Source organism: Mycobacterium sp. IS-3022 (assembly GCF_001500065.1).
Lineage (GTDB): Bacteria > Actinomycetota > Actinomycetes > Mycobacteriales > Mycobacteriaceae > Mycobacterium.
The window spans coordinates 14,890-28,305 of record NZ_LQIN01000015.1; the positions used below are offsets into that span (position 1 = coordinate 14,890).

General features: G+C 68.0%; 12 protein-coding genes. 4 read left to right on the plus strand and 8 right to left on the minus strand.

The annotated features are described in order from the left end of the window. Window positions 1–46: 46 nt before the first annotated feature. Window positions 47–1,342 carry an alpha/beta hydrolase gene (locus AU188_RS12335; protein WP_059164005.1) on the plus strand — a complete coding sequence of 432 codons (1,296 nt, stop codon included), beginning with the start codon at window positions 47–49 and terminating at the stop codon, window positions 1,340–1,342. Here the strand turns inward: AU188_RS12335 and AU188_RS12340 are convergent. Together AU188_RS12340 and AU188_RS12345 are read right to left on the minus strand one after the other, a co-directional pair. Beyond that, window positions 1,332–2,747 carry a WS/DGAT/MGAT family O-acyltransferase gene (locus AU188_RS12340; protein WP_059164006.1) on the minus strand — a complete coding sequence of 472 codons (1,416 nt, stop codon included), beginning with the start codon at window positions 2,745–2,747 and terminating at the stop codon, window positions 1,332–1,334. The genes AU188_RS12335 and AU188_RS12340 overlap by 11 nt on opposite strands. A gap of 26 nt (window positions 2,748–2,773) precedes the next feature. Continuing rightward, window positions 2,774–3,997, minus strand: a complete 1,224-nt coding sequence (locus tag AU188_RS12345; RefSeq protein ID WP_059164007.1) for an alpha/beta hydrolase — start codon at window positions 3,995–3,997, stop codon at window positions 2,774–2,776. 161 nt (window positions 3,998–4,158) lie between these two features. Here AU188_RS12345 and AU188_RS12350 point away from each other — a divergent pair, with 161 nt between their 5' ends. After that, window positions 4,159–6,327, plus strand: a complete 2,169-nt coding sequence (locus AU188_RS12350; RefSeq protein WP_059164039.1) for an acyl-CoA dehydrogenase family protein — start codon at window positions 4,159–4,161, stop codon at window positions 6,325–6,327. Here the strand turns inward: AU188_RS12350 and AU188_RS12355 are convergent, their stop codons facing one another. The 3 genes from AU188_RS12355 to AU188_RS12365 form a co-directional block, all read right to left on the minus strand. Further along, on the minus strand, window positions 6,328–6,768 hold the full coding sequence (locus AU188_RS12355; protein ID WP_059164008.1) for a hypothetical protein: 441 nt from the start codon (window positions 6,766–6,768) through the stop codon (window positions 6,328–6,330). Then, window positions 6,765–7,412, minus strand: coding sequence for a helix-turn-helix transcriptional regulator (locus tag AU188_RS12360; protein ID WP_059164009.1), 648 nt, complete (start codon window positions 7,410–7,412; stop codon window positions 6,765–6,767). The genes AU188_RS12355 and AU188_RS12360 overlap by 4 nt, the downstream gene beginning before the upstream one ends. A gap of 77 nt (window positions 7,413–7,489) precedes the next feature. Continuing rightward, window positions 7,490–7,681 carry a ferredoxin gene (locus tag AU188_RS12365; protein ID WP_059164010.1) on the minus strand — a complete coding sequence of 64 codons (192 nt, stop codon included), beginning with the start codon at window positions 7,679–7,681 and terminating at the stop codon, window positions 7,490–7,492. 123 nt (window positions 7,682–7,804) lie between these two features. Between AU188_RS12365 and AU188_RS12370 the strand changes: the two genes are divergently transcribed. Beyond that, the gene (locus AU188_RS12370; RefSeq protein WP_059164011.1) at window positions 7,805–8,707 is read left to right on the plus strand and encodes an alpha/beta hydrolase; all 903 of its coding nucleotides are present in this window, start codon (window positions 7,805–7,807) and stop codon (window positions 8,705–8,707) included. Window position 8,708: 1 nt separating this feature from the next. Here AU188_RS12370 and AU188_RS12375 read toward each other — a convergent pair whose 3' ends face one another. Further along, the gene (locus tag AU188_RS12375) at window positions 8,709–10,013 is read right to left on the minus strand and encodes an amidohydrolase family protein (RefSeq protein WP_059164012.1); all 1,305 of its coding nucleotides are present in this window, start codon (window positions 10,011–10,013) and stop codon (window positions 8,709–8,711) included. Continuing rightward, window positions 10,007–11,125 (minus strand): CoA transferase, encoded by a 1,119-nt coding sequence (locus tag AU188_RS12380; protein ID WP_059164040.1) that lies wholly within the window; start codon window positions 11,123–11,125, stop codon window positions 10,007–10,009. The genes AU188_RS12375 and AU188_RS12380 overlap by 7 nt, the downstream gene beginning before the upstream one ends. A 146-nt stretch (window positions 11,126–11,271) precedes the next feature. Here AU188_RS12380 and AU188_RS12385 point away from each other — a divergent pair, with 146 nt between their 5' ends. Next, window positions 11,272–12,420, plus strand: a complete 1,149-nt coding sequence (locus AU188_RS12385; protein ID WP_059164013.1) for an acyl-CoA dehydrogenase family protein — start codon at window positions 11,272–11,274, stop codon at window positions 12,418–12,420. 120 nt (window positions 12,421–12,540) lie between these two features. Here AU188_RS12385 and AU188_RS12390 read toward each other — a convergent pair whose 3' ends face one another. Beyond that, window positions 12,541–13,413, minus strand: coding sequence for an enoyl-CoA hydratase/isomerase family protein (locus tag AU188_RS12390; protein WP_059164041.1), 873 nt, complete (start codon window positions 13,411–13,413; stop codon window positions 12,541–12,543). Window positions 13,414–13,416: the final 3 nt, after the last annotated feature.

Genomic DNA, 13,416 nt, shown 5'->3' on the forward strand with positions numbered 1-13,416 from the left:
GTCGCCGATGTTTTGCCGGCCGTCGCCTGGGCTATGACGGAGCTCGATGACTAAACGCCGCTTTCCGCTGCTTCGTGCAGTGGCCGAACTCGCCAACGCAGCCAACGGAGTTCAACCGCTCGGCCGCGAGGGCTACATCACGCTGCCGGTGTTCGCCTTCGGCTGGGCCACCACCGAGATGTCGCCGGTGTACATGGCGGTCTCGATGCTCGACGCGCTGCGCCGCGGCCTGCGCGGCGACTTCCGCGGCGCTCGGGGCCGAATAGCGTTGGTACTGACCGCAATCGCGTGGGCGCTGCTGGGGCTGATCCACTACCGCAACGTCAAGTCGCAGCCTTACTTCGAAGATCCGCTGCGCGAGGCGCTGGGCGAGGACTACGAGCGCGTCGCGAACAAGTCGCAGCCGGCCCGGCGACGGCGGGCGCAGATCGGCGTCTGGCCCCACGACCTGATCAGGCGCCGGTATGTCGAGAAGACCAACACCATCCAGTACGGGCCACACCGCCGCGTCAACCGCGCCGACATCTGGCGCCGCAACGACCTGCCCCGCGACGGCAAGGCCCCGGTACTGCTGCAGGTGCCGGGCGGCGCGTGGGCCATCGGCATGCGGCGGCCCCAGGCCTATCCGCTGCTGGCCCACATGGCTAAACGCGGGTGGGTGTGTGTCTCGATCGACTACCGGGTCAGCCCGCGGCACACCTGGCCCGCCCACATCGTCGACGTCAAACGGGCGCTCGCGTGGATCAAGGAGAACATCGCCGACTACGGCGGTGACCCCGACTTCGTCGCGATCACCGGGGGCTCGGCGGGCGGACACCTGTCCTCGCTCGCCGCGCTGACCCACGATGATCCGCAGTGGCAACCCGGTTTCGAGGACGCCGACACCTCCGTCGTCGCCGCCGTGCCGCTCTACGGCCGCTACGACTGGGTGTCGGCGAAAGGCTCCGGCCGCAAGGAGTTCATCGGGTTCCTGCAGAAGTTCGTGGTCAAGAAGCGCATCACCGAACACAAGCAGGTCTTCGTCGACGCCTCGTCGATCATGCGGTTACGTCCCGATGCGCCACCGTTTTTCGTGCTTCACGGCCAGGACGACTCGATCATTCCGGTGCAGGAGGGCCGCGAGTTCGCCGAGGCGCTGCAGAAGAAGGTGTCGACGTCGACGGTCGCCTACGCCGAGATCCCGCACGCCCAGCACGCGTTCGACTTCTACTACGGCTCGCCGCGGGCGCACTACACCGCGCAGGCGGTCGAGAAGTTCCTGTCGTGGGTGCACGCCAGGTACACGCGAGCCGGCGAGCCCGTCGACGCCGCGGCTACTGCAGCGCCGACGATCAAGCCATAGCCGACTCGATCACCGTCAGCTCGCCGGAAAGCCCTGCAGCGCGGCGGATCTCGATGAACGCCTCGACCATCGCGTCGGTCAGCTCGTGCGGGTCCGCCAGCGTGGCGCCGTCGGACAGCACGGAGATGTTGAGCTGGTCGACGTAGCTCCACACCGTGATGTTCAACCCGCTGCCGGTGGTGAGTGGACCGACGGAGTAGATCTCGGTGACCAGCGCGCCGCCGACGCGGCCGGGCTCACGCGGGCCGGGCACATTCGAAATCGGCAGGTTCAACACCTTGTTCTGGCCGTCCTTTTCGGCCAGCCAGTGAAACAACCGCTCGGCCGGAGCCGGCGGGAAATACGCCGACCACCGGCTCACCAGTTCCGGCCCCATCAGGTGGTGGGTGTCCTTGGCGTCGCTCGCGGCCTCGTGGACGGCGCGCACCCGCTCCAGCGGGTCGTCGAGCTGGATCGGCACCACCATCATGACGCCGGTGAAGTAGTTGCCGGAGATGCGATCCGGTGAGAAGTCGAAGCTCACCGGCACAGAGGCCAACAGCGGGTGATCGGCGTGTCCGTCGTACTTCAGCGACAGTCCGCGCAGCGCGCCGGCGGAGATCGCGAGCACCATGTCGTTGATCGTGACGCCAAGGTGCTTCGCCGTCTCCTTGACGTCCGCGAGCGCCAGTGTGGTTGTGGCGAACTTGCGCTGAGCGTCGACCCTGTGGTTCATGAACGACGGCGGCGGCGTGAAGGGCCTGGTGAGTTCGGGCGAAAACTTCTTCGCGCTCTTGCGCACCCGCTGAATGCCCTGCGCCGTGTAGCGCATGACGCCGGGCAACCGGCCGATCTGTCGCATGTGGTCGGCGAACGCGGTTCGCACCAACTCCGCCCGCCCCGGTGGCGGATCGGTGGCGTACGAGTCGCGCTCGGCCTGCGGGCCGGTCTGCAGGTCCATGCCGCGGGCCAGCAGATTCGCCGATGCGACCCCGTCGGCGAGAGCGTGGTGGATCTTGCCCAGCACCGCAATCCGGCCGTTGGCGAGGCCCTCGATGAAATACATCTCCCACAGCGGCCTGCTGCGATCCAGCGGTGTGCTGGCGATCCGGCCGACCGCCTCGTCGAGTTGCCGGCGGCCGCCGGGACTGTCCACGCGGTATGGACGCACGTGATATTCGAGGTCGACCTCGCAGTTCTCCCGCCACATCGGGTGGTGGAACTTGAACGGGATGTCGACCAGTTCGTAGCGGAACGGGTCGAGCTTGTAGAGCCGCCCGTGGATGACGCGACGGAACTCCTCGATGCCGAACTGCCGGCCGCCCAGTTCGGTCAGGTCGATGACCGCCAGCTTGAGCGTGTGCATGTGTACGGACGGCGTCTCGCTGTACAGCAGCACGGCGTCCCAGCCGCTGAGCCTCTTCACCTCGTCACCCCCACCTCCGGAGGTGCCTATATAACCTCTTTGGCGCCGACCAGCGACCGGTTTCGGTGAACCTGGTTGAGGAACAGGCCGATTGCTGTCGCCGCCGAGCCGGTCCTGGCCCCGTCGGTCATGTCGAACGCGTGGCCTGCGCCAGGGAGTTCGATATAACTGACCACCGACCGCGACACCGCACGCATTCGCTCGACGAACGCGCGGGCCTGGGCGACCGGGATGACGCTGTCGCCGCTGCCGTGAACGACCAGGAAGGGCGGGGCGTTGCGGTGGACACGGGCAATCGGCGACGCCTTGCGGAAGACGTCGGGGTGGTCGGCGAGTTTGCGCCGGACCACCACGCGCTCGAGGAAGTCGACGAACCGCACCCGCTCGACGGTGGAGCGATCCTCCCAGTCGTAGCGGCCGTAGATGGGAACGACCGCGTCGACGGACGTGTCGGAACCCTCCGGCAGTTCGGCCTGCAGTTCGGGATCGTTGGGCGTCAGGCCGGCGAGCGCGGCCAGGTGCCCGCCCGCCGAGGTGCCTGCGACCGCGACGAAATGACGGTCGCCGCCGAACTTGTCGACGTTGGCCCGCGCCCACGCAATCGCTGTCTTGACGTCGGTGATGTGCGCAGGCCACGGGTGATGCGGGGCGACACGGTAGTCGATGGACAGACACACCCAGCCCTGCTGAGCGAGGTGGCTCATCAGGGCGTAACCCTGCAGCAGTCGGCTACCGTGGACCCAGGCACCACCGGGCACGAAGAGCAGCACGGGTGCGGGCTCGGACGGCAGTTCCTCGGGCCGCCACACGTCCAGCAGTTGTGACGACCGCGGACCGTACTGCACGGAGGTGCGGTACACGCTGCGCCGGTATTCGCGAATGTTCCACAGCGGCGGCACCGATTGCGGTGCGGGCCAGTCGATTGCGAGGTCCTTGGCGTTGACGACGCCGCGCAGCGCGGCCTCGGCGATGGCGTTGGTGCTGTTGCGCTCGGACCGCTTGAGTTCGGCGCTACCCGGGCTCAACCAGGACTTCGCCGTCGCGTTCAGGAAGTCGGGCAGATGGCGGTAACCCCACACCCCCATCGCGGTCGCAGCGCCAAGCGGCTCAAGGTGTTTACCGATGACGGGCAACGACGCCGAAGCGACACTCATCGCCATCATGTAATCCGACGGACCAGCGTTGAGCAACCACCGCGCACGCGTCCAGAAGGTCGGTCCGGGGTACCGGGGCTCCGCTCGTTCGGCCATTGCGCGACTGTACCCCCGCGCCCCGCGCGGAAACGACAACATCCGGGAAGTGTCTACGCACGACATTTCGCACCCGAATTGTGACGGCCATCACCTATACCGTGACCTGCGCCTTCGGGCTAGCTTGGGTCACGACCGCCAAGCAGATGAGGACTTCCACCGTGAGCAAGTCAGCGCTAGCCATCACCGAAGAGCACGTCGACCTGGCCGATTCCGTATTTGGCCAGCTCAACCGGGTCAAGAGCCGGGCGGCCGCCCGCGCCACCCTCGACGACGGGTCCGCGCATCCGCCGGAGATCTGGTCGGCGGCGGCCGACCTGGGATGGCCGGGGCTGGCCATCGCCGAGGAACACGGCGGGTCCGGAGTCGGCCTCGCGGAACTGGCGGTCGTGTTGGAGGCCCAGGGTCACGAACTCTGCCCTGGCCCGTTCCTGCCCAGCGTGGCCGCTGCCGTGGTGATCGACCGGTGTGCGTCGGACCCGGTTCGGGCGCAACATCTTCCGGGCCTCGCAGATGGCAGCGTCGTCGGTGCGCTCGCGGTGGCGGGCAGCGTGACCATCGGATCCGATCTGACCGTCGCCGGTGAATGTCCCGCGGTGTTGGGTGCGCCGGACGCGAACGTGCTGGTCGTGGTCGCCGGTGACGACGTCGTGGTGATCGATGCGGGCGCCGACGGTGTGACGGTGACCGCTCTGGAGGCGATGGACACCTCGCGCAGCGTCGGATCGGTGGCGTTGCGCGCAGTACCGGTCGCAGAAGATCACGTGCTGCGGGGCGCGGCGCGCAAGGCGCGCACGGTGTTTCGAATTCTGGCATCCGCCGAGGCGGTTGGGGTCAGCTGGGCGACCTTGGAGATGGCCGTCGAGTACGCCAAGGTGCGGGAGCAGTTCGGCCGCACGATCGGCACCTTTCAGGCAGTCAAGCACCATGCCGCCAACATGCTCGTCAACGCGGAGGAGACCGCCGCCGCGACGTGGGACGCCGCCCGCGCCGACGATCTCGACAGCGCGTGGTTCGCCGCCGCCGTCGCCGCATCGCATGCGATACGCACGCAGCTCTTCAACGCGCAGAACAACATTCAGCTACACGGCGGAATCGGCTTCACCTGGGAGCACGATGCCCACCTCTACCTGCGCCGCGCCCGCACCCTCGCGGCGTTGCTGGCCGAGGCGGGCGACCCGCTTCTCGACATCGTGGCGGCCCAGCGCAGCGGTGAGGCGCACGGCGCCACGTTCACGTTGCCGCCCAAGGCGGAGCAGTTCCGCCAGCAGGCACGTGAGGCCGTCGCCAAGCTGCGCTCCCTGCCCGCTGACCAGCAGCGTGACTTCCTCGTCGACTCGGGCTATCTGGTGCCGCACTGGCCGAAGCCGTGGGGCCGCGCGGCCGATGTGCTCGAACAGCTGGCCATAGAGGAAGAGTTCGCCGGCGTCGACCGGCCCGACATGGGGATCACTGGCTGGGTGACGTTGACCATCGCTCAGGCAGGCACCGACGATCAGCGGGAGCGGTGGGTGGAACCGGTGCTGCGAGGACAGGTGATGTGGTGCCAGCTGTTCTCCGAGCCGGGTGCCGGGTCGGACGCGGCCGCCGTGCGGACATCGGCGAAGAAGGTCGACGGCGGCTGGCGGGTGACCGGTCAGAAGGTGTGGACCAGCCTGGCGCACCTTTGCCAGTGGGGGCTGGCGACGGTCCGCACCGATCCCGATGCGCCCAAGCATGCGGGTGTGACCATGATGGCGATCGACATGAAAGCCCCTGGCGTCACGGTGAATCCGCTTCGCGGTCTGACCGGTCACGCGCACTTCAACGAGGTGTTCTTCGATGACGTGTTCGTTCCGGATGCCGACGTGGTCGGCGATGTGAACAAAGGCTGGCTGGTGGCCCGCGCGACGTTGGGCAACGAACGCATCTCGATCGGCGGCGGTTCGGGCGGGTCGACCGGCTTCACCGCAGAGGACCTGGTCAAGCTGCTCGACAACGCGCCGGTCGAGACCGCGGCGTATTTCGTCCGGCGAGCCGGTGAGGTCATCGCCGAGACGCACACGCTGCGGCTGCTGAACCTGCGCCGGGTGACCCGGGCTATTGCAGGTTCGGAGCCGGGGCCGGAGGGCAACGTCACCAAGCTGCTGGTGGCCGAGTCGGGACAGCGGATGACGGAGCTGGCCATGGAGTTGGCCGGTTCGGCGGCGGTCGTCGGGCAGACCCCGACATTGACGCAGTCCTATCTCGGCAACCGGGCGATGACCATTGCGGGCGGCACTTCGGAGATCACCCGTAACACCATCGCGGAGCGAATTCTGGGCCTGCCGCGTGACCCGCTACTGAAATAGTCAGGCCAGCAGGGCAACTCCGCCGACGATCAGTGCGATGACTTTCACGGTCTCCAGCCCGACATACCCGTAGTGGGCGCGTGACCGGCCCCGGCCCGACGGATTCTCTGCCGGCGGCGTGGACAGTACGGCGTCGGAACGCCGGTTCAGTGCCGGCCGAACCACCACCAGTTGCGCGGCCAACACGACGATGGCGACGACGATCGCGACGACGGCGGTCGCCGAGAACCCGTCGAGAACGATGGCGATCAGCAGGACGACGGCCAGCGCGACTTCGATGGTGTTGAGCGCGCGAAACACCAACCGGCCGATGCCCAGTCCGATCTGGATCGAAACCCCGGGCGCCCGGAACTTCAGCGGCGCTTCGATGAACGAGATCGCGACCACCATGCCCAGCCAGACGAAAGTAGCCGCCGTTGCGATCGCGTGTGCGACGGTCATGATGCTCGCCTCCTCGGCGCCAGATCAGCGACACACAGCCCGGGTTCCGCGAACGGAATCAGCCCGTCCACGGTGAGCGGCGCGTCCCAGGCCTCCAGCGCGCCTTGCATGAGACCGAGATGCACCGGACATATCACGTCTCGGCGGCTGTCCGCCAGCTCCAGGAACGGGCAGTTCCGCAGTCCGATTTCACCGAGATCGGCAGCACCGGAATGTCTTTCGGGGGCGAACCCGAGATCGGCGAGTAGCCCGGTGAGCCGCTCCAGAGCCTGATCCGGCCCCGGGGCATCGTCGGCATCGTGTGAGACGGCTGTGTTCTTCGCCCAGCTGCGCCCGGCGGCGACCGCCCGGCCCTGCGGGTCTCGCTGGCGCGCGAACGCGTCGGCCAGGACCGCGGCCAGCATTCGGTAGTCGCGAGGACCGTCGGGGTCCATACCCGTTGCGGCACGGAACATCCGAGGCGGGCGACCCGGTTTGGTACGACTGGGTTTGATCGATTCCACGCGTCCGCGGTTGACCAGCGCTTCAAGATGAAATCGCGCGGTGTTGGGATGGATCGACAACCGCTGCGCCACTTCGACGACGCTCAGGGGCGTGCCCGCGTCTCGCAGTGCCGCCAGCACGTCATCACGGCGTAGCGTCATCGTCGCTCCCAGCTTGTGGTGTTTATACAACTTGGTCTTGTAATAAGACGGTAGTCCTCAGAGCGCCGATCGGAAAGTCAGTCCTCTCGCGACAGCGCCGCGCGCGGACACTCGGCGACGGCCTTCTCGGCCTGCGCCTCCAGCTCGCCAGGCACCGGATCGAGGGTGACCACGGCGTAATCGTCATCGTCGAGCTCAAACACGTCGGGCGCATACTTCACGCACATCGCATTGCCCTCACATCGATCACGGTCCACCACAACGCGCATGACGCCTCCTCGGTTTCAGGACGACGGGCTGATTTACACAAATCTGATTGTACAAACAGCGGTAGTGGAGCGGCCTGGCCATTCACCGGCCCAGCTCGGCGCGGCCCTGGTAATACTTGTCGAATGCCGTCCAGCCGCTTCCATCCCGATCTGCGTCGCGCCGCCCGCCTCGTCCCCAGGCAGGTGATCACGCCCGTGACGCTGCCGATCGTCCGGCTGGTCACCCGGCGGATGTGGCAGCGGGTACCCCGCGACGTCGAGGCACTGACCTTGCCGTCGGGTGTCGGCGTTCGGCTGTACCGGCCGACCGGCGGGAGCGGGAAGGGCGCCGCGCTGCTGTGGATCCACGGCGGGGGTTTCCTCATCGGACATCCTGGCCAGGACGACCAGCTGTGCCGACGTTTCGTACGCCGTCTCGGCGTCACCGTCGCCTCCGTCGACTACCGACTGGCCCCCGAACACGCATACCCGACCCCGCTGGAGGACTGTTATTCGGCGTTGACCTGGTTGGCGGCACTGCCGTCGGTTGATCCCGAGCGCATCGCAATCGGCGGCGCCAGTGCGGGCGGCGGATTGGCCGCCTCGTTGGCGTTGCTCGCCCGCGATCGGGGCGAGGTGGCGCCGGCTGCCCAACTGCTGGTGTATCCGATGCTCGACGACCGCACCGTGAACCGCCGCGAACTGGACAATCCGGGGCATCGCCTGTGGAATCAGTCGAGCAACAAGTTCGGCTGGACGGCCTATCTCGGCGACGCCGACCCCGCTGTCGCGGTGCCCGCCCGGCGAGAGGACCTGGCCGGTCTGCCGCCGGCTTGGGTCGGGGTCGGAGACCTGGACCTCTTTCACGATGAGGACCTCGCCTATGCCGAACGTCTCAAGGCCGCCGGAGTGCCGTGTGACGTCGAGGTCGTCGAGGGCGCCTTCCACGGGTTCGACGGCATTGTGCCGAAAGCCTCGGTGTCGCAACAGTTCTTCAACAGCCAGTGTGCGATGCTGCAGCGAACGCTGGCTCCAGCGGCGGCCTGAGTCAGCCGCGCTCGAACACCACCTCACCCGCCGCCACCGTCGCGGTGACCAGTTCCGCATTCAGTTCGCCGAGTACTTCAGCGGGTGACGCGGCGAGTACGACCAGATCCCCTGGCTGGCCCGCCGCGACCGCGCGCGGCTCGCTAGGACGGTGGGCGTGCCCGAGAAACATGTCCAATGCCGTTCGCGCAGTAATGCGTTCGCCGGCGTTCAGCACTGCCCCGCCGGTGGTCACGCGTCGAACCGCGGCACGCATCGATGCCCACGGGTCGTCGTCGCCGAACGGCATGTCGGTCGACAGCGCGACCGGGATCCCGGCACGGATCAACGAGTCGACCCGCCACAGCTCATGATGCTCGGCAGCCGGCACGTCCTCGAGATACTGGTCGCCACGCTCCGCGACGAAGTTCGGCTGCGTCACAACGGTCACTCCGCTTTCCGCCAGAGACGCGACGGTGGCGTCGGGCACCACTGCGGCGTGTTCGATGCGGTCGTTCGGATGCGCTCCGGTCACCTGCAGGGCGGCCAGCGTGAGGGCCAGTTGTGCAGCGGTCACACAGTGCACCGCGACGGGCGCTTCGTCGGCGTGCCGTTCGGTGATCCACTCGATCAGCTCGTCGAGGTCGAGATCGGTGTCGTGCAGGATCCGCTTGCCGGGGGCCAGACATTGCACGCGCTGGCGCAGCTCGCCGTGCCGGTGCGCCTCCATGAGCTTCACGATGTCGCCGACGTCGAGGTCCGGCGTGGCGTCCGTGACCCCCGTGACGCCGAAGCGGCTGAGCCGACTACTTACCTCGGCCAGCCCGCTTTCGTTGCGTTGCAACGTATCCGACCACGACCGGTCGGCGCTGCGCAGCCGCCCGTCGGGATGGTCAGCCATACCCACACGCGCCAGTCCGATCGAGTTCAACGTCCATAGCACACCGCTGCGATGCTGTACCCGCACCGGCACCGGCGGGGACAGCTCGTCGAGCACCGCGCGGTCGAGCCGGCCGGCGGCCGCCTCGTGATAACCCACCGCTCTGATCCAGCCGTCGGCGCCGACGTCCGCGGCGGCCAGCGCACCGGCCAGCTCAGCTCGGTCGCGCACGTCGGCCGGACCGACCCGCACCGATGTCAACGCCGCGGCGGCGGACCGCAGATGAACGTGATGATCGTGCAAGCCCGGGATGACGGTGCGACAGGCGGCGTCGTAAACATGCTCTCCGGGAAGCGGCGCCAAGGTCTGCTCGACGGCCGTGATCTGTTCCGTGACCCGGATGTCGACGACCGTGCCGTCGAGCAGCGTCGCCCGCTGAATCAGCAAGGGGCGAACCGTCGCTGGGTGATCAGCTGTTCGACTTCGTCATTGTCCGCGCCGAGCGGCGCCGCCGGCCCAACCACGTGCGGCCTTGTTCCACAACGCGATTGGTCCTCGAGCGGCAACTGCGCATACGTGGCGGCCACGGCGGCCATCGACATCTCGATCAACTCGCCGCCGCCGCTGCGCAACGACTGCACCACCGCCGACGCCGCCTCCAGGCCGGTCAGCGGGTCGGCGATCGCGTCACCACAGAAGACCGGATCGTCGGTGCCACCGCAGACCAGGCCGCCCGATACGGCGGCGTCGTCGCCGAACGCGACCCAGTTCGCGCGGTCGCCGTCGGCGCCGTGCCCGGTGACCCGAAGCCACACCCGCCCGTCGCGCGGCAGCACATCCGTCGGCGCAAGGCCTCGGCGGGCCAATGCGGCGGGCCGCGACGACTCGATCACCACATCGGCGGCGGCGAGTAGCGCCCGCAAGCCGGCGGGCTCGTCGAAATCGACGACGTACGAGAGCTTTCCGGCGTTCATCCAGTCGAAGAACGGTTGCGGCCCGCTGCGGGCGCCGTCGGGTCGGGCAGCACTCTCGACTTTCACCACGGTCGCACCCGCAAGCGACAGCAGCTGCGCGCACAGTGGGCCCGCCCACATCGCGGACAGGTCGGCGACCAACAGACCGGCCGGGCCGCGCGTCGCGGTGGCCGCGCCGAACGGATACACCCGCGCCGGCTCGGCGGGTGTCTCGGCGAGCGCGGCGACCGGCAATCCGAGCAGCCGGGCACGCTCGGTCACGTCGGCGCAGTCACGATCGGCGACCCAGCGCTCTACGGCCGGCCATGGGTCGTCCACCCCGTCGGCACCCAGCAGCGCGGGTACGGCGTCGAAGTCGTCAGGGCGGGACAGCGTGAGCGCACACCAACCATCCCGGCTCGACATGAGGCGCGTCGCACCGCCCGCCGAGACCCGCCCATTCGGTGACAGACCCAGGAGTGCGGCCCGCCCGCCGATCAACTCGGCTGCGTCGACCGTGACGCCGGTGAACGTCTCGTAGGCGGCGGCGACCTGCCGTGCCCGCTCGAGCACGGCGGTCGGGACGGTCAACGACGTCGACGTCACATCCCCATTGTCGGTCGACTGCGCGAACGCGCACACCCCGGGGTGGGGTCGCGCTCATAACTGCAACGCGGTGAACCGCCAGTCGAGCGCCTGGCGGTCCTGCTCAGGCTGGTACTCGGCCGCACAAAGTGTCAATATGGCCGGACGTGAACGAGGAAGAGACCATTCTGGTCGCCACCGTGCGGGCATTCGTCGACCGCGAGGTCAAGCCCCGGGTGCGCGACGTCGAACACGCCAACGAATACCCGGAGGCGTGGATCGAGCAGATGAAGCAGATCGGCATCTACGGCCTGGCGATACCCGAAGAATACGGCGGTTCGCCGGTGTCGATGCCGTGCTACGTCGAGGTGACCCAGGAACTATCCCGCGGCTGGATGAGCCTGGCGGGCGCGATGGGCGGGCACACCGTCGTCGCCAAACTGCTCACGCTTTTCGGCACGGAGGACCAGAAGCGGCACTACCTGCCGGCGATGGCCACCGGTGAAGTGCGAGCCACAATGGCGCTGACCGAGCCCGGTGGCGGTTCGGACCTGCAGAACATGTCGACGACCGCGCTGCCGTGCGTCGGCGGCGGGCTGACGATCAACGGCTCGAAGACGTGGATTTCCAACGCGCGACGGTCGGGGCTGATCGCGCTGCTGTGCAAGACCGATCCGGCCGCCACCCCGCGGCACAAGGGCATCTCGGTGGTGCTCGTCGAGCAGGGTATGACGGGGCTGTCGGTGTCGCGTGACCTGCCGAAGCTGGGGTACAAGGGTGTCGAGTCATGCGAGTTGGTTTTCGAGGACTGCCGCGTGCCCGCCTCGGCGATCCTCGGCGGTGAACCCGGCAAGGGTTTTACGCAGATGATGAAAGGTCTTGAGACCGGCCGTATTCAGGTTGCGTCACGGGCGCTCGGGGTGGCGACGGCTGCGTTGGAGGACGCGCTGCGTTACGCCCAGGAGCGCGAGAGCTTCGGTCAGCCGATCTGGAAGCACCAGTCGATCGGCAACTACCTGGCCGACATGGCAACCAAGTTGACCGCCGCGCGCCAACTGACCCGGTATGCCGCCGAACGCTATGACAGCGGGGAGCGCTGCGACATGGAGGCGGGCATGGCGAAGCTGTTCGCCTCCGAGATCGCGATGGAGATCGCGCTGGATGCGGTGCGCATCCACGGCGGCTACGGCTACTCGACGGAATACGACGTCGAGCGCTACTTCCGCGATGCACCGCTGATGATCGTCGGTGAAGGCACCAACGAGATTCAGCGCAACGTCATCGCCGCGCAGTTGGTGGCCAGAGGCGGCATCTAGCTTCGACGCGGCCAGCCATTTCCTGCCCGAACCGTAGACCTACCGCGTGACGTTACGCCGGTCGGGTTGAAGCGATTTCGGTGTCGCTGGTTGCGCTGACCGCAACTAACTACACCGAAATCACACGATTTCGTCGATCAGTTCCCACCGCAGCGCCGTGGGCGGGTCGATCGTCCGGCCGGACAACACCAGATAGGCCGTCCGCCAGCGGCCGATCCGACGAGTCACGCTCACCGTCCCGCCGGCGCCGGGAATCAGGCCGAGGCTCAGTTCGGGCAGCCCGAAGACCGCATCGGCGCTCGATCGGACATGTCCACAGAAGGCTGCCATTTCCAACCCGCTGCCCAACACCTGACCGTGCACCTCGGCGCGGCACCGCTCCCCCAGGCGTGCCGTCAGTTCGTCGAGCACCAGCGCCGGGCTGTGGCGGGTCCTGGCGAAGTGCGCGCTGGCCGGGTCGGCGAAGCTGCCGAACTCGGCCAGGTCGCCGCCGCTGCAGAACGACGGCCCGTTGCCGGACAGGACCACCTCGGTGATCGATGGGTCGAGGCGCGCGACCTCCAGCGCTTCCAGCAGTGCCGCGCGCGCGTCGGTGGAAAACGCGTTGTGCCGCTGGGGCCGATCGAATCGGACGTGCAGCGTGTCCCCGACCCGTTCGGCGGCGACGGGGTCGGGAATGTCGGGCAGTTTCGCCGGCCCCCGCTCGGCGAGCCAACGCGCGAACTCCGGACCCGACTGCAGCGTCGAGTACGCCAGCGATTCGGTGATGACACCGGTGAACGCAGGCGCGGCGGGGTCGGCGGCGCGCAGCACGTCGTCGCAGATGCCTGCCGCGTGCGGCCATCGCGCGCACCGCTGTCGTAACTCGCCGAGCGCGTCGGACACCGAGGGCACGGTGACGACCCGCCGGTCGTCGATGTCGTCCTCGGACAGCGTGAAAGCGGCGTCGTCCGTTGGCGTTCCGGTCGCGACGGTCACACCGCCCGCGAGCATGTG

What these genes read in the sequence shown, in the direction of transcription:
- AU188_RS12335 (WP_059164005.1), top strand. Translation starts at nt 47, where the DNA reads ATGACTAAACGCCGCTTTCCGCTGCTTCGTGCAGTGGCCGAACTCGCC.
- AU188_RS12345 (WP_059164007.1), bottom strand. Translation starts at nt 3,997, where the DNA reads ATGGCCGAACGAGCGGAGCCCCGGTACCCCGGACCGACCTTCTGGACG.
- AU188_RS12355 (WP_059164008.1), bottom strand. Translation starts at nt 6,768, where the DNA reads ATGACCGTCGCACACGCGATCGCAACGGCGGCTACTTTCGTCTGGCTG.
- AU188_RS12360 (WP_059164009.1), bottom strand. Translation starts at nt 7,412, where the DNA reads ATGACGCTACGCCGTGATGACGTGCTGGCGGCACTGCGAGACGCGGGC.
- AU188_RS12365 (WP_059164010.1), bottom strand. Translation starts at nt 7,681, where the DNA reads ATGCGCGTTGTGGTGGACCGTGATCGATGTGAGGGCAATGCGATGTGC.
- AU188_RS12370 (WP_059164011.1), top strand. Translation starts at nt 7,805, where the DNA reads ATGCCGTCCAGCCGCTTCCATCCCGATCTGCGTCGCGCCGCCCGCCTC.
- AU188_RS12390 (WP_059164041.1), bottom strand. Translation starts at nt 13,413, where the DNA reads ATGCTCGCGGGCGGTGTGACCGTCGCGACCGGAACGCCAACGGACGAC.